16 protein-coding genes and 1 riboswitch are annotated in these 14,468 nt (G+C 62.6%); of the genes, 8 read left to right on the forward strand and 8 right to left on the reverse strand.

The window, feature by feature from the left end; all coding sequences use genetic code 11:
- The first annotated feature begins 46 nt into the window (after positions 1 to 46).
- The gene (locus AC6H4Z_RS07270; protein ID WP_497546084.1) at positions 47 to 511 is read left to right on the forward strand and encodes an SRPBCC family protein; all 465 of its coding nucleotides are present in this window, start codon (positions 47 to 49) and stop codon (positions 509 to 511) included.
- Positions 512 to 542: 31 nt separating this feature from the next.
- Here the strand turns inward: AC6H4Z_RS07270 and AC6H4Z_RS07275 are convergent, their stop codons facing one another.
- Genes AC6H4Z_RS07275 through AC6H4Z_RS07285 form a run of 3 tightly spaced genes read right to left on the reverse strand, consistent with a single transcriptional unit; the run spans position 543 to position 2,660 of the window.
- Entirely contained in the window at positions 543 to 1,814 is a 1,272-nt protein-coding gene (locus AC6H4Z_RS07275) for an RNA polymerase sigma factor (RefSeq protein ID WP_497546085.1), read from the reverse strand.
- A 48-nt stretch (positions 1,815 to 1,862) separates the two neighbouring features.
- The gene (locus AC6H4Z_RS07280) at positions 1,863 to 2,276 is read right to left on the reverse strand and encodes a YciI family protein (RefSeq protein WP_497546086.1); all 414 of its coding nucleotides are present in this window, start codon (positions 2,274 to 2,276) and stop codon (positions 1,863 to 1,865) included.
- Between the two features lie 9 nt (positions 2,277 to 2,285).
- A complete protein-coding gene (locus AC6H4Z_RS07285; protein WP_497546087.1) occupies positions 2,286 to 2,660 on the reverse strand; it encodes a YciI family protein in 375 nt (124 codons plus the stop codon).
- Positions 2,661 to 2,795: 135 nt separating this feature from the next.
- On the opposite strand from AC6H4Z_RS07285, the gene AC6H4Z_RS07290 reads away from it, so the two are divergent.
- Entirely contained in the window at positions 2,796 to 4,262 is a 1,467-nt protein-coding gene (locus AC6H4Z_RS07290; protein ID WP_497546088.1) for an MATE family efflux transporter, read from the forward strand.
- On the opposite strand, the gene AC6H4Z_RS07295 is transcribed toward AC6H4Z_RS07290, so the two are convergent.
- From AC6H4Z_RS07295 to AC6H4Z_RS07310, 4 genes are all read right to left on the reverse strand, one after another.
- Positions 4,256 to 5,143, reverse strand: a complete 888-nt coding sequence (locus AC6H4Z_RS07295; RefSeq protein WP_497546089.1) for a transglycosylase SLT domain-containing protein — start codon at positions 5,141 to 5,143, stop codon at positions 4,256 to 4,258. The two genes, AC6H4Z_RS07290 and AC6H4Z_RS07295, sit on opposite strands and share 7 nt — an antisense overlap.
- A gap of 63 nt (positions 5,144 to 5,206) precedes the next feature.
- The gene (locus AC6H4Z_RS07300) at positions 5,207 to 5,716 is read right to left on the reverse strand and encodes a hypothetical protein (protein WP_497546090.1); all 510 of its coding nucleotides are present in this window, start codon (positions 5,714 to 5,716) and stop codon (positions 5,207 to 5,209) included.
- A complete protein-coding gene (locus AC6H4Z_RS07305) occupies positions 5,713 to 6,099 on the reverse strand; it encodes a four-helix bundle copper-binding protein (RefSeq protein ID WP_497546091.1) in 387 nt (128 codons plus the stop codon). The genes AC6H4Z_RS07300 and AC6H4Z_RS07305 overlap by 4 nt, the downstream gene beginning before the upstream one ends.
- Before the next feature lie 63 nt (positions 6,100 to 6,162).
- On the reverse strand, positions 6,163 to 8,253 hold the full coding sequence (locus AC6H4Z_RS07310; protein WP_497546092.1) for a TonB-dependent receptor: 2,091 nt from the start codon (positions 8,251 to 8,253) through the stop codon (positions 6,163 to 6,165).
- Positions 8,246 to 8,347, reverse strand: a riboswitch (TPP riboswitch). Its footprint overlaps the gene before it by 8 nt.
- A gap of 74 nt (positions 8,348 to 8,421) precedes the next feature.
- Between AC6H4Z_RS07310 and AC6H4Z_RS07315 the strand changes: the two genes are divergently transcribed.
- From AC6H4Z_RS07315 to AC6H4Z_RS07325, 3 genes are all read left to right on the forward strand, one after another.
- Positions 8,422 to 8,886 carry a YMGG-like glycine zipper-containing protein gene (locus AC6H4Z_RS07315; RefSeq protein ID WP_497546093.1) on the forward strand — a complete coding sequence of 155 codons (465 nt, stop codon included), beginning with the start codon at positions 8,422 to 8,424 and terminating at the stop codon, positions 8,884 to 8,886.
- Positions 8,887 to 8,979: 93 nt separating this feature from the next.
- Positions 8,980 to 9,201, forward strand: a complete 222-nt coding sequence (gene infA, locus AC6H4Z_RS07320; protein ID WP_497546094.1) for a translation initiation factor IF-1 — start codon at positions 8,980 to 8,982, stop codon at positions 9,199 to 9,201.
- A gap of 164 nt (positions 9,202 to 9,365) precedes the next feature.
- Positions 9,366 to 10,466, forward strand: coding sequence for a porin (locus tag AC6H4Z_RS07325; RefSeq protein WP_497546095.1), 1,101 nt, complete (start codon positions 9,366 to 9,368; stop codon positions 10,464 to 10,466).
- Positions 10,467 to 10,480: 14 nt separating this feature from the next.
- Here the strand turns inward: AC6H4Z_RS07325 and AC6H4Z_RS07330 are convergent, their stop codons facing one another.
- Positions 10,481 to 11,542 carry an L-threonylcarbamoyladenylate synthase gene (locus AC6H4Z_RS07330; protein ID WP_497546096.1) on the reverse strand — a complete coding sequence of 354 codons (1,062 nt, stop codon included), beginning with the start codon at positions 11,540 to 11,542 and terminating at the stop codon, positions 10,481 to 10,483.
- Positions 11,543 to 11,578: 36 nt separating this feature from the next.
- On the opposite strand from AC6H4Z_RS07330, the gene AC6H4Z_RS07335 reads away from it, so the two are divergent.
- Genes AC6H4Z_RS07335 through AC6H4Z_RS07345 form a run of 3 tightly spaced genes read left to right on the forward strand, consistent with a single transcriptional unit; the run spans position 11,579 to position 14,452 of the window.
- Positions 11,579 to 13,333: a M28 family peptidase gene (locus AC6H4Z_RS07335; protein ID WP_497546097.1), complete on the forward strand. Its 1,755-nt coding sequence runs from the start codon at positions 11,579 to 11,581 to the stop codon at positions 13,331 to 13,333.
- A gap of 1 nt (position 13,334) precedes the next feature.
- Complete coding sequence (pnuC, locus tag AC6H4Z_RS07340; protein ID WP_497546098.1) at positions 13,335 to 13,934, forward strand: nicotinamide riboside transporter PnuC; 600 nt, start codon at positions 13,335 to 13,337, stop codon at positions 13,932 to 13,934.
- Complete coding sequence (locus tag AC6H4Z_RS07345; protein ID WP_497546099.1) at positions 13,931 to 14,452, forward strand: AAA family ATPase; 522 nt, start codon at positions 13,931 to 13,933, stop codon at positions 14,450 to 14,452. The genes pnuC and AC6H4Z_RS07345 overlap by 4 nt, the downstream gene beginning before the upstream one ends.
- Positions 14,453 to 14,468 lie beyond the last annotated feature (16 nt).

The raw sequence follows: 14,468 nt of genomic DNA on the forward strand, positions 1-14,468 counted from the left end.
CAACGATCTCGATGGTTACGGTGATCTCTCAAGGCGAGGCCATACGATGAGTGCGTCGGTGTCTACCACGGACCGCGAGATCATCGTCACGCGCGTTTTCAATGCGCCGCGTGAACTCGTGTTCGATGCGTTCAGCGATCCGAAACACATCTCCCAATGGTGGGGTCCGCGTGGTTTTACGACCACCACTCACTCGATGGACTTCCGCGTCGACGGTGAGTGGAGATACACCATGCACGGCCCCGACGGCACTGATTGGCCAAACCTCACGGTGTTTCGCGAGATCAAACGCCCAGAACGTTTGGCGTATACACACGGTGCCGAACGTCGTGGCGAGCCCTCAGAGTTTCAGGTGACGATCACCTTCGTCGATCAAGGCGGCAAGACGAAGCTGACCATGCACTCGGTGTTTGCTTCGCCTGATGAACTCGAGCGCGTCAAGAAGTTTGGCGCGGTCGAAGGCGGGAAGAACACGCTCGATCGTCTCGCCGAATATCTGGCTGTCGAATAGGTCGACGGCCAAATAATCACGATGAGATCGGCTATGCGTCGGCTCGATCCGACGCTTTCGCCCGCGCCGTGAGCAGCGCCTGTTCGCGCGCATTCTTCGTCAACGAAGCTGCGCGCTCGAATTCGGCGCGCGCTTCGCGATGACGGCCAAGTTTTGCCAATAGATCGCCGCGAACACTCGGCAGCAGATGATACGATTTCAGCGCGGCGTTGTCGGTGAGTGCGTCCACCAGCTCGAGTCCTGCCGCGGGACCCAGCGCCATCGATACGGCGACGGCGCGGTTGAGCTCTACGACCGGTGTTGGAATTATCTGCGCAAGCTCGCCATACAGCGCGGCGATTCGAGTCCAGTCCGTTTCACTCGCCACGCGCGCGCGCGCATGGCAGGCGGCGATCTCCGCCTGCAACCGGTACGCACCACGCTCGGTGCCAAGCGCTTCCGCGCGAGCCAACGCAGCGAGGCCGCGATTGATGAGCACATAATCCCATCGCGCGCGATCTTGGTCGAGCAGCAAGACTGGCTCGCCGCCGGCCGCCACGCGCGCGGGTGCACGCGACGCCTGGATTTCCATCAGCGCCACGAGTCCGTGTACCTCGGCCTCGCGAGGTACGAGCTCAGCGAGAATACGCCCCAGGCGAAGCGCATCCTCACACAGCGCGGGGCGAAGCCAGTCATCGCCGGCGGTGGCGGAGTATCCCTCGTTGAACACGAGGTAGATGACTTGGAGCACCGACGACAAGCGTTCCTCGAACTCCGCGCCACGAGGAACCTCGAATGGAACCTTGGCGTCGGCGAGCGTGCGTTTCGCGCGGACGATGCGCTGTGCGATCGTCGCCTCGGGAACGAGATACGCGCGCGCGATCTCCTCGGTCGTGAGCCCGCCGAGGAGTCGAAGCGTGAGGGCGACGCGCGCGTCGGTGGAGAGCACCGGGTGACAGGAGATGAAAACCAGGCGCAGCAGATCGTCGCCGACATGGTCGTCGATCGCAGCGTCGAGATCGGGTACGGCGCGTTCCTGCTCAGCCTCGAGTTCGTGGCCGAGCTGTTCGTGCTTGCGATCGAGCAGCGTGTTGCGGCGCATCATGTCGATCGCACGATGCTTTGCAGTGGCCATGAGCCATGCGCCGGGATTGTCCGGCACGCCGGACTGTGGCCAGCGTTCGAGCGCCGCGACCAGGGCGTCCTGGGCGAGATCCTCGGCGAGGCCGACGTCGCGAACGATGCGCGTCAGACCGGCGATGAGTTTCGCCGATTCGATTCTCCAGACCGCGTCGATCGCGCGGTGTGCATCGGTAGCCGTCACGGCTACCAATCACACCAGAGATGTCACTTCGTGCAAGACTCCGCCGAGCTACTTCCTTTCGGCGAGTCCGACCTCGAGCATGCGATCGATCGCGGGGCTGGGGCCGAAGTCTTCGTACTCGAACAGCTGGCGAATCTCGATCTCGACCTCGCCGTGACCATCGAGCTGCGGCCAGCGCTTCACCCACTCGATGGCTTCCTCTTTCGACTTTACCTGGAGGATCGAGTAGCCGGCGATGAGTTCTTTGGTCTCGCTGAATGGTCCGTCGATGACTGTAGGCTTGCCGCCGGAGAACTTGACGCGTGCGCCCTTGGCGCTGGCCTGCAATCCGTCGGCGGCGATCATCACCCCGGCTTTGACCATCTCTTCGTTGTACTTGCCCATTGCGGCGATGACCTCTTCCGGCGGCATCACGCCCGCTTCGGTCTCTCGATCGGCCTTGCGAATGACCATGAAACGCATTGTCTGATTCTATCGTGTGAGTGTGAGTTGCGGTTCGAAGTCGGAAGACTCGAAGATTTGTCGCAGTTCAATTTGGGCCCGGGCTTCAAACGGGAGTCGTTTCGCCCACTCGATGGCTTCCGCTTTCGACCGCACTTGGATGATCCAGAAGCCAGCGACGAGTTCTTGGGTTTGGGCGAACGGCCCATCGGAGACGGCTCGCTTTCCGTTTTCGAACGTCACGCGGGCTCCCTTCGAGCTTGCTTGGAGTCCTTCGGCCGCGAGGAGGACGCCAGCCTTAATCAGTTCTTCGTTGTACTTATCCATCGCGATGAGGTCTTTTTCGGACGGCAGCTTTCCCGCTTCGGAATCGGCGTCGGCTTTGACCAGCATCACGAATTTCATCGAACGGGGCTCCGTGATTGTGTTCGGGTTTCGCGCGGGTCCTTTCCATCGTGCGGAACGGGGCTCTACTTACACGTCGAGCGGCACGCCGCTGGATCGACATGATCACAGAAGTTTCTTCCGGGTCCGAATCCTTTGACTGACGTCACCGCGCCAGCCGATCGCAATACGTCTGCCTCATCCGCTCCGACGCCGCCGCCCAACACGCGGCGGTACGATCGGTCGATCGTCGAGGGACCGCTCTCGCGCGCGGTGTGGAAGATCGCTTGGCCCACGATGCTCGCCAACATCATTGGCGGAATGCAGGGCATTGTCGACCACGTCATGGTGGGACACATCGTTGGCTTTACCGGCAATGCGGCGATCGGCGTGTCGTGGCAAATCTTCATCATCGTCATTGCATTCATCACCTCGCTCTTCACGGGGATGAGTGTGCTCGTCGCCCGCTTTGCTGGGGCCGGTGAGGAAGAGAAGGTCGATCGAACGGTGTATCAGGCATTTCTCACGGCGATCGGGATCTCGTTGTTCATCATGGCGCCGTTGGGATATGTGTTGTCGCCGCACCTGCTCGATCTCGTGAACGCGGCGCCGAAGGTCAAGGCCGAAGCGCTGCCGTTCCTGCGGATCATGTTCATGTTCAGCAGCGGGATGCTGGTGTTCTTCATGCTTGGCGGCGCGCTGCGCTCGGCCGGTGACGCGCGCACGCCGATGGTGCTTGGCATCGCGACAACCGTGCTCAACATCGTGCTGAACGTCGTGCTCATTCGCGGCCTGGGTCCGATTCCGGGTTTCGGGACGACCGGCGCCGCGATGGGGACATGCATCTCATCGGGCCTGGTTGCGCTGTACGCGCTGATGAAGCTCACTCGCGGCGGTTGGGTCGTGTCGTTCCCTCGAGGGCAGGGCTACGCCCCGGACTGGACGATCATCAGATCGCTATTTCGCTTCGGGCTACCCACGGGCATTCAGGGAATTGCGATGAACATCGGCGGCGTACTCATGCTGTCGTTCATCGGTTCGCTCGCGCAGAGCGCAGCCGCACAGGCGGTGTTTGCTGTGTCGTATTCGCAGCTCTTCTCGCTCATCACGTGGACGTCCACCGGATTGATGGGCGCTGCGGCGGCGGCCGCTGGACAGAACCTGGGTGCGGGAAAACCTGATCGCGCTGATGAGGCAGTGCACGTCGCCGCGCGAATCGCGATGCTGGGCGCCGGTTTTATCGGTCTGTTCTTTCTCTTCTTCCCGGCGCAATTGCTTGGTGTATTCGGTATGACCGAGCCCGTGGTCGTCGAGATCGGATCGGAGCTGTTGCGCGTTCTCAGTCTGTCGGGATTGTTCATCGCTGTGGCGCTCACGTACACGGGCGGCCTTCAGGGAACGGGTGACACGAAGAGCCCGCTGTACATATCAGTCATCTCGCAGATCATCGTTCCGCTCGGGATCTGCTTCGTGATCAAGCACACGGGGACGCTGCAGCCACTGCACATCTGGATCGCCATTCTCATCGGCCACGCGACCCGCTGCGGCTTGAGCGTCCTGCGTTTTCGCCAGGGGAAGTGGCGGTCGATCTCCGTCGATATCAGCGGCGGTGGGCGCTACTGAGTTGCTGGGGCGGTATCCGGTTGCCGTCCCATAAGCCCGGAAATGAACGGCTTGGCGATGCAGTCGTAGAAACTCTTGTCGCCGCACATCGCTTCCGCCTGGTTTTCGACGAAGGTCTTCACCTTGTTCGGGTATGTCTTGCAATTGGGCGTGTGGCTGCCGCTCACGCAGCCGTTATAGCGAAGCAGCCCTTTGCCGACATTGCCTTGCGTTACGCTGCCAGAATCGGATTTGATGTACTGTTTGAGGATGTAGATACCGTATTTCAAATTCGTTGAATCGGACGCCAGATCTTTACCGAACTTGGCGCTCAATGCCTTGAGCCAAATCTTCGGATAGACCTGCATGAGGCCGACCGCGCCAACGTCTGACATGGCGCCGCTGATGAATCGGGAATTCTCGGTGAGCATGACGCCGAACACCACCGCCGGAGGAATGCCCTCGACGTACGATTCGCGGACGGCGTAGTAGGCAATCGAATCCGCGCGCGCCGGATTTACGCGACCTGTCTTCACGAGGTCGGCAGCAAACGCCTTCCGATCGGCCTCGAATTGAGGCGTTTTCATCATTTGCGCGATGCGACTCGTATCTACCGCGCCAGGCGTTGGCGCCGGCGTCAGCACTGTCTTCGCGAACACCGGCGCCTTCTTGCTGATCGCCTGAACGACCGTTGGCTGATTCGTGAAAATCGGCCGAGTCAGCGTGATTGCCGCGATGATGGCGAGCAGAGCTCCGCCGATGAGCGCTAGATCTCGTCCGGCGATTCCCAGCAAGCGGGCCGAACGGCTCGGTTTTGCATCACGCCGACTAGCCGAGGGCTCCGCGCGGCGATCGTTCGCCTCGCGACGCTCCGGTTTGGGTGATGAGAGCGGCTCGGACATGGTGCCGTAAAACGCAAGCGCCGCACCGGGTTCACCGTCGGAGCGCGTTGCCCGCCCGGCAGGTCAGCGTTTTCCGACCCGCTTCATTTCATAGACGGTCACGCGGTCGTGGCCGCCCAGGCCGGTGCGTGCGGTTGCCGTCCACGCGTTTGCGCCCTGCGACGACCACGCGAAGCTGTTGTTCGCGTTCGCTTGCGGCACGAAGTACGCGCCCGTCTCGTCGATGTGCGTCGCGGCCCAGCGGCCAGGCCCGAACGTATGAAAGATTCGGCCGACGGACAGATAGACGCGGCCACTGCCCGTCGTGCGCGTCAATGTCGAGTCGCTGTAGTACGTGATCTCGATCGTTGAATCATTCGCGAACTGATAGCGCTCGTAGAAGGTCCGCTCGCCCGTGGCGTTTCCTTCCCACGTGCCCTCGAGCCATTTGAGTCTGGCGAGGTCTGCCGTGCCGAACGCCGCGCGCGGTTGTCCGCGTTGCGCCTGTGCCACCGTGGCTGCGGCCGCTGTCACAACCGCCGCGAGAACGACGAGCAACGAGCGCCGAATGGCGGGCGAACGCGAAATGCTCATCCGCCCGCTTCGTCTCCCATCGCGGCCATTCGATCGCAGGACTCAGCGCATGATCCGCACACGTCGGCGCAGTGCGCAAGCTGCTCGTCACCGCTGATGGTGCGGCAGGCTTCTTCGCAGGCGCGGCAGAGTTCGGCGCACGCGCCGCAGGTGACGACATGATATGGAGATCCGCGCAACATGAAGTTCGCGCTCGTCTGACACATCTCCGCGCAGTCGAGTAGCAGGCCCACGAGGTTGACCTCAGTGTGGTCGCCGCCCGTCGCGAGGCAGTGCTGCAACGACAGCGTGCACACCGCGTGGCAATTCAGGCACTCCTCGATGCACTCTTGGAGCGCGTCGTGGGTGTGCTCGTGGGCGCTATCGGTGTCGTTCGTGGCCATGGCTGCTCCGAGAGTGTAAACGCTGACGACCGGGGCAGGTTGCGTACCGCGGCGACCGACCGGTCAAAATCCGACTTTCAAACCCATGAAATAGTTGCGCGGCGGGAGGACGAAATAGTACGACACACCGTCGCTCGCGTAGCCGCTCCCGTACTTCTTGCTGTCCGTCAGGTTGTTGCCGCGCAACAGGATCTCGTATTCGCGGACGTGAAACGACACGCTGCCGTCGAGATTGAACGCGGCAGGAAGAACGTAGCGCGAGTCGTTGGTGTTCTGCAGGAACGCGCGGCTGGCGAAGCGGGACTCGAGCGCGAACGAGACATTCTGCGTCGCCGCCAGCTGAGCTCGTTGGAACGTCGTGAAGTGCGGCGTGAGCAGCGGCTCGACGTCGTGATACGTGAGCGGCGTGCTCTGGCTCGAGTCGGTGTACGAGCGAATCCGATTCATACTCGCCGCGAAATTGGCGGTCAACATCAGGCGAGGAATCGCGCGATAGGTCACGTCGGCCTCGATGCCGCGCCGGTAGCTGGCGCCAACGTTCTTACGCAGTGCTGATCCAGTGAGGCTGAGTGCACCGATCGGTGCGATCTCGTTTCGAAAGTCCATCGAGTAGACGTCAACGTTCAGGTCGACGTTGCGCGTGCGGTACGCTGCGCCGAGCTCGAGATCGTGAACCGTCTCGGGTTTCACGCGCGTCAGATCGCCGACGTCCGCGACGTTCGAAGCGTCGACATTGTCCGCTCCGGCAAACATGTCGCTGCGCGCCGGTTCGCGAGAGTTCTTGCCGTATGATGCGTAGACCGACAGGGGCTCGCTCAGCGCGTAGGTGATTCCTGCCTTCGGATTGACGAACGACCACGAGACGGATCGCTCGGCGATGCCGGCGTTCGCGTCGGGCGAGTAGCGGAATTCGGCATGACGTGCCTGCGCGTCGCCGAAGAGCGTCGAGCGGCCAGCCGTGTACGCGAGTTTGACGAACGCGCTCGCGTCCTGCTTGTGGCCGGTGTTGAAATAGACCGCGTCAGTGAGGTTGGGCCGTTCGTATTCGGCGTGATCGCGCGCGTACGTATTCGCGTTGACGCCCACGTCTACCTGGAGCGCGTCGTGCCGATAGCTCCAATCCGACGTCACGCCGTACCAAACGAACTTGAGATTGAAGTTGTCGAGCGAATCGATGAGCACATCGTAGTCGCCGCTCGCGGAGATGCGATACGCCGTGGTGGACAACGACGACGACGGGCCGAGTAGCCGCGTGTACGAGAGTGCGGCAATGCGCTCGCCGAAACCGTCGCGTTCGCGCGGCGTGAGCGGATTGATACGACGATCGGTTGCGAGATCGCTCTCGGCGACGGCGAGATACGCCATCGTATCGCGCATCGTGCCGGTCGTCACGGTGACCTTGGCGATGTCGCGGTCGCCGAGGTAGCCGGCGGAGAAGAAGAGTGAACGTCCTTCGACGCCCGAGTGGTAGCGATAGCCGTCGGTATGCAGCGCCGACACCCGCGCGTACATCGCGAAGCGACTTGGCAACAGACCGCTCGAGAATTCTGCACTCATGCGCTTCGAGCCGAACGAGCCGCCCTCGAGCTGAACTTCGGCGCGACGCGGGGCAGCGAGTGAAACGCTCTCCATGTTGATGGAGCCTGCGTACGCCGCGGTGCCATTGCTGCTCGTGCCAACGCCGCGCTGCACTTGAACGGAGTTGAGGCTATTGGCCAAATCGGGGAAGTCGGCGAAGTACAGCACCTGATCTTCCGGATCGTTCAGCGGAATGCCGTCGAGCGTGAGGTTGATTCGCGATTGATCGATGCCGCGAAGCCTGATGTAGCTATAGCCCCAGTAGTTGCCGGTCTCTGCGTGCGCCGTGAGTGACGGCGCGGCTCCCTGCAGGAGCATTGGCACGTCCTGACCGAAGTAGCGTGGCTTCACCTCGCTCGAGGTGATCGTCTTTTGCGAGATCGGTGCGGAGCCGGCGCCGCGCACGGCAGATATCATGACGCGTTCGAGTTGCTGCGTGCGACTGCTGTCGGCGCGCGCGCTGTCGCGGCCCGCAGCTTGGGCGCCGAGCGTGGTGCTGGCGATGAGAAGGGTGAGCGACGCAGTGGCGATCGCCCGGGTGCGGCGCGCAGGCGCCGATGGGAACAACACAGTCATCTGATTGACTCCCTACGCCGGTACAAACCGGATCAGGTTCTACGGGTCTCTCTCAGCCTGCACCCGACGTGGGCAGGCACCCCGGTCAACGGCGAAACATAGCGACGCAATCGTGGCACGTGGCCTGCCTTTTAGTGCGGCATGCCATTCACACAAAGAAGGCCACCAATGACGAAGCGCATTCTCTCAACACTGATTTTCGGGCTCACGATCGCCACCGTCGCGTGCGGGAAGGGTCGATCTGGCGCCGCGGATACGACCCTGAATAGGGATCTCTCACTAGCGGCACAGCAGCATTCGCTCGATAGCCTCGCCGACGCGCCAGCCCAGTCGTCGGCACCGCGAACGGCCACGACGACTCATCGGACATCATCGTCTGGTGATGTGTCTCACACCCGGCGGAGCGCGGCGAGTACTTCGACCGTGTCATCGAGCGGCTCCGCTCCGGCCTCGACGGGCGGCACAGTCGAGAAGCACACGCAGCGCGATGCGGCGATCGGCGCGGCGGCGGGTGCTGTTATTGGAGCGACGACCAGTAAGAACAAGGTGAAAGGCGGGGTGATCGGCGGCGTCGTGGGCGGGATTCTGGGCGGCGTGATCGGCAACAACGTCGACAAGAAGAAAAAGCCCTAGGTAGGCGGCGCCGCCTGCCCGGCGGCGCGTCTTACTGGATTTCGACCGAGGCCCTATACTTGTAGCTCCCGTGTACGTCCATAACGAGGGTTCATGGCCAAGGAAGAACCGATACAACTGGAGGGGCAGGTGACGGAGGTGTTGCCAAATGCGACCTTCCGTGTGCAGTTGACCAACGGTCACAACGTGCTCGCGACGCTCGGCGGCAACATGCGGCGATTCCGGATCCGCGTGCTTCAGGGCGATCGCGTCACTATCGAGGTGTCGCCGTACGATCTCACGCGCGGCCGCATCATCTTCCGGCACAAGACCTGATTGTTTTCGGCGCGCGTCGCGGGGCGCGCGCCTGTCGTTCTGCCTTCACGGCTCCAGATCGTCCCTCCGTCGCAACGCCTGCCTTCCCCCCGTTCGCGGCTCAATTTGTCCCGCCGGTTTGCGAATTCCGGTCCTGCCGCTGCTTCCTGATTGGTATCCCCACAATGCTACTGCGCCACCTCCGCGCCCGTTGGGCGGCCGTCACGATCGTGTCGTGTGTAATCGCGGCGCGCGCGATGGCGCAGGACAGCGCCACGACGCCGCGGTTGGCGCCGGGTGCGTCGCCATCGTTCATTCCGACGTTGAGCATTCACGGATACATCCAGGTCTACTACCGCGCCGGTGATCCGTTGACCAAAGACGGATTCCGATTGCGAAAATCCGATCTGAAGTTTGCCGGCGATGTGTCGCCCAATGTTCAGTGGCGTGTGACGTTCGACGCCGGAAAATTGCTGACGCTGACCAACAAGACCACGGTCATCGCCGATTCGGTCGCGCTGAGCGATGCGGCGATCGATCAGAAGTCGAAGCTGCTCCAGGATGCGGCGCTGACGTACAACGTCAACAAGGATCTCAATTTCGACATCGGGCAGCAAATCATCCCGCTGACGCTCGAAGGCAAGATTACCGCGGCGCAGGTCGAGACGATCGAACGAAATCTCTTCACGAGCGAGCGGTCGCGCGCCGTGGGGCTCGGGGATGTGCGCGACATCGGTGTGTCGGTGAATGGCTTTGCGGTGAATACCATCGAGTATCACGCCGGTGTGTTCAACGAGACGGGCGATGACGCCGGCAGCACCGATACGAATCAGCAGAAGGCGTTTATTGGCCGCATCTCGATTCACCCGTCGCCGTTTCCGGCACTGCAGTTCGGCGCGAGTGGCGGCTACGAGGGCGGAGCGCGCACGCTCCAGCGACGTCGTGGCGCGACCGAAGTCCAGTTTCGCGTACCGTTGTTCACGCTGCGCGCCGAGTCGATGTCGGCGCGCGACGGAAATCTTCGCCGCTTCGGCTGGTATGGACTCGGCGCTTTGCGACCGACGTCGAATGTGCAGCTCGTCGCGCGGTTCGACTCGTGGGACCGCGATTTGAGTCGTGATGCGTCGGTCGCCGACGCGTATGAGCGACAGGTAGTGCTGGGCGGGAGCTACGGGCTCGATCTAGCGACGCGCGTTTCAATCAACGTCATTCGGCAGACGTTTCCGAACGTCAACAACATTCGTGCGGCAACGTTTCTCATGACCGCGTTCCAGGCGTCCTGGTGAGCTGACCGCCGCGCTTATCGCGCGGCGCGCTCGAGTCGGTCACGCACGCCCGTCCAGTCGTCGCTCACAGGCGGACGTTCGACGAGGATCACGTCGCACCCGCCGTCGTCCATCGCGTGGAGTGTCTCGTACAATCGGCTTGCGTAGCCAGCTGACGTCGACGGCATTCGCGTCAGCACCGCGACCGTCGCTGCGGTCAGGTCGGAATTGATCACGACCGCGCCGATGACGTGGCCGCGCGCGCGCTCGCGAGCCACTGTTTCCGCCATGTTGGATGCGTCGACGAGAATGAGATGCGCGCGCGGGGAATAGTGCCGGTCCAGCATGCCGGGAGAGGGACGGGCATCGCTCCCCTCGATGCGATTCGCCAGCATGAGAGGGCCGATGACGCGATTCAACTCCTCGGCGCTGATCGTCCCGGGGCGCAGCAGCGTTGGCGTTGGTGTCGTGAGGTCGACGACGGTCGATTCGATTCCAACTGTCGTAGGACCGCCGTCGAGAATGACGTCGACCGAATCGCCAAGTGATTTGGCGACGTGCGCGGCGGTCGTCGGCGATAGCATCATCGAGCGGTTCGCACTCGGCGCGGCGACCGGAATAGCAGCGGCGGCGAGCAGTGCGTGGGCAACTGGATGTGCCGGAACTCGTATCGCGACAGAGGGAAGCCCTGCGGTGACACCATCGGGGACGTTCGGCTTTTTGCGAAGCACGATCGTGAGCGGCCCGGGCCAAAATGAGCGGGCCAGTAGCTCTGCGTGTTCCGGCCACTCTGCGGCAATGATCGATGCGTCGAGCGCGTCGGCGATGTGTACGATCAGCGGATTGTACGCCGGGCGGCCCTTGGCCGCGTAGATCCGCTCCACGGCCTCCGCATCGAGCGCATTCGCGCCAAGCCCGTAAACCGTCTCGGTCGGAAAGGCGACTAGGCCGCCAGCACGGAGGACCTCTGCGGCGCGTGAGACGACTGCCGGATCCGGCGTTTGGGGGTCGACGTGCAGGAGATCCATGTGGTGGAAGGTATACAGAACCGTCACTGCCCGGGCGAGATCGTTCGTCGAGTTGTAGCTTGGAGTCATGGGACCCGCAGTGCGTTCATCCAGACCAACGTCACCATGTCAGAGATGACTCAGCGATTTGCTCTTCTCGCCGCCGCGGCCAGCGTGGCGATCACCACGCCCGTCGTTGCGCAGGTTCGTCGTGAGACGCCGACGGCCGTGCAGCGCTACCTCGAGCTGACGCGCCCGCTGTTTTCGGGCGATCGCGCCTACGATCAGGTCGCGTTCATGGACCAGTACTTCCGCTGGCCAGGGAATACGGGTTTCAACGCGAGCATTCGTCGCGTCGAGGAAACTCTCAAGAACGCCGGCTACGTCGAGGAGTCGAAGGCGAAGAAGGGCGATGCGCTCACGTATCGCATCGAGCATCGGCCCATTCGCCAGCCGGCGTGGGAGCCAGTCGACGCGAGCGTCACGATCGTCGGCGAGTCGAAGCCGGTGCTCCAGTTCGCGACGAACCGTAACATGCTCGCTATCGCGTCGTTCTCCACGCCGGATACCGGCATTCTTGCGCCGCTCGTCGACGTTGGAAAGGGGACACCGGCCGACTACGACAAGGCGTCGGTTGCCGGCAAAGTTGTTCTAGCTGACGGCGGCATTGGTCGCGTGTTTCCCGAGGCGGTACAGAAGCGCGGCGCAGTTGGCGCGCTCGCGTATAACATGCCGGCGTATACGCAGCCCGACGTCCACCGCACGTCGATTCAGTTCGGCTCCGTGCCGTACGACTCGGTGAAGAAGAGCTGGGGCATGCCGATCTCGCGCGACGCGGTCGATCGGTTGCGCGCGGCGTTGGCCAAGGGCCCCGTGATGGTGCGCGTCAAGACGAAGTCGAAGATGTACGCGTCAGATGAGCTGACGCTCGTTGCTGAAGTTCACGGCAGCACGCTGCCGGATGAGCGATATGTCGTGAGCGCCCACGTGCAGGAACCGGGGGCGAACGACAACGCCTCGGGCGTCGGCGACCTCAGTGAGATGGCGCGTGTGCTGGCGACACTCGTGAAGAACGGATCGGTGAAGCCGAAGCGCACGATCACCATGTTGTTCGGTCTCGAAATTCAGCAAACGCGAAATTTTCTCGCAGACGATTCCGTGCGCACCAAGGGCGTGCGCTGGGGCCTGAGCCTCGACATGACCGGCGAGGACACGAAGAAGACCGGCGGGACGTTCCTCATTGAGAAGATGCCCGACCCGTCGGCGGTGTGGACGCGTGGCGACGACCACCACAGCGAGTGGGGCGGGCGTCCGATCGCGAAGGCCGACATCGTACCGCATTACTACAACGACTACTTGCTCTCGCGCTGCCTCGATCAGGCCGCGGCGACGGGTTGGGTGGTGCGTACGAATCCCTTCGAAGGCGGAAGCGATCATACGCCGTTCCTCACGGCCAAAAAGCCAGGCGCACTGTTCTGGCACTTCACCGACGTCTACTACCACACCGACGGCGACCGTATCGACAAGGTGTCGAAGTCGGAGTTGGTCAACGTTGGCAATGCGGCGCTGGCATCGATTCTCACGCTGACGTCGGCCGATGGCCCAACGGCCCGCGCGCTGGTGGCGGAGTTGGAGCGCGCGGCAATCGCGCGCCTCGACACGGAGCTCAAGCTCAGCAAAGCTGCGCTCGCCGCGAACGGCAATCGCGCGACCGAAGAGGATATTCTCAAGACGTGGACCGACTACTACGTCGCGTCGTTGCACACGATGACCGACATTGAAGTGGGTGGATCGTCGCCGGAAACACTCAAGGCGATCGATGCGGCGGCGGAGCGTGTGAAGGCCGCAGGCGATCAGCGACTGGCGGCCCTCAAGCCCTGACGTGACAGACTTCTGCGTTTGGCTCGCAGGCCACGGCTCGAGTTGTCTCGAGGCCGTGGCCGTTCTGTTTGGGGTCGTGAGCGTGTGGCTCAGCGTGCGCCAGAACATCTGGAGCTGGCCCACGGCGCTCGTGAACGTCGCACTGTATTTCGTGCTGTTCTTCAAGTCCGGTCTGTATTCCGACATGGCGCTCCAGGGCGTGTACTTCGCGCTGTCGATCTATGGCTGGTACGAGTGGCTGTACGGAGGCGAAGGTCGCACCACGCTCGCCGTTTCACGCACCACGCCGCGCACCTGGGCCGTTCTGTCGATCGTCGGCATTGCCTTCTGGGCCGTTGACGGATTGATCACGTCTCGGTTGCCGGGCGCCGTCGTTCCGTATCTCGATGCCGCCACGGCGACGACGAGTCTCGTTGCGCAGTACATGATGACGCGCAAGTTGCTCGAGAACTGGATCGTGTGGATCGTCGTCGACGTCGTATACGTCGGCATGTTCATCTGGCGCGGCCTGTACCTGACCGCGGCCAACTACGCGATCTACCTAGTGCTCGCGGTACTCGGCTATATCGCCTGGAAGCGATCGCTCGAGGCGACGGCGTGATTCGTGTCGTCCTCACAGGCTCCGAGTCGACGGGCAAGTCGACTCTGGCCGAGCGTCTCGCGCGCCAGTATCACGCGGAGCTCGTGCCCGAATTCGTGCGCGGCTTCGCTGAAGCGCGCGGCGGAGTGATCGAGTTCAGCGATCACGGCCCGATTGCGCGCGGGCAGATCGCGCTCGAGGATGAGTATATCGCACACGGCGGGCGGCTACTCATCCAAGACACGGATTTGCTGAGTACCGTGGTGTACTGTCGGCACTACTTCGGGGCGTGTCCGGCGTGGATCGAAGAGAAAGCGCTCGAGCGTCGTCCCGATCTGTATCTGCTGTGTGAGCCAGACATTCCCTGGGTCGCTGACGGTGTGCGCGATCGTGGGCATTTGCGCGAAGAGATGCACGCGCTGTTTCGTGACGCAGTGATCGCGTCTGGCGCGGCGTACGTTGTGATTCGTGGGGACGGAGAGCCGCGGTTTGTTAGTGCCGTCCGGGCCGTCGACGCGCTGTGGGCGCGGACGCCATAAGCGAATTGGTTTTCGT

Source organism: Leucogemmata humicola (assembly GCF_055379415.1).

Coding starts and splice junctions, on each gene's coding strand:
- AC6H4Z_RS07315 (WP_497546093.1), top strand. CDS start 8,422: ATGACGAAGCGCATTCTCTCAACACTGATTTTCGGGCTCACGATCGCC.
- AC6H4Z_RS07305 (WP_497546091.1), bottom strand. CDS start 6,099: ATGGCCACGAACGACACCGATAGCGCCCACGAGCACACCCACGACGCG.
- AC6H4Z_RS07300 (WP_497546090.1), bottom strand. CDS start 5,716: ATGAGCATTTCGCGTTCGCCCGCCATTCGGCGCTCGTTGCTCGTCGTT.
- AC6H4Z_RS07335 (WP_497546097.1), top strand. CDS start 11,579: ATGTCAGAGATGACTCAGCGATTTGCTCTTCTCGCCGCCGCGGCCAGC.
- AC6H4Z_RS07310 (WP_497546092.1), bottom strand. CDS start 8,253: ATGACTGTGTTGTTCCCATCGGCGCCTGCGCGCCGCACCCGGGCGATC.
- AC6H4Z_RS07325 (WP_497546095.1), top strand. CDS start 9,366: ATGCTACTGCGCCACCTCCGCGCCCGTTGGGCGGCCGTCACGATCGTG.
- AC6H4Z_RS07280 (WP_497546086.1), bottom strand. CDS start 2,276: ATGCGTTTCATGGTCATTCGCAAGGCCGATCGAGAGACCGAAGCGGGC.
- infA (WP_497546094.1), top strand. CDS start 8,980: ATGGCCAAGGAAGAACCGATACAACTGGAGGGGCAGGTGACGGAGGTG.
- AC6H4Z_RS07285 (WP_497546087.1), bottom strand. CDS start 2,660: ATGAAATTCGTGATGCTGGTCAAAGCCGACGCCGATTCCGAAGCGGGA.
- AC6H4Z_RS07330 (WP_497546096.1), bottom strand. CDS start 11,542: ATGACTCCAAGCTACAACTCGACGAACGATCTCGCCCGGGCAGTGACG.
- AC6H4Z_RS07295 (WP_497546089.1), bottom strand. CDS start 5,143: ATGTCCGAGCCGCTCTCATCACCCAAACCGGAGCGTCGCGAGGCGAAC.
- AC6H4Z_RS07270 (WP_497546084.1), top strand. CDS start 47: ATGAGTGCGTCGGTGTCTACCACGGACCGCGAGATCATCGTCACGCGC.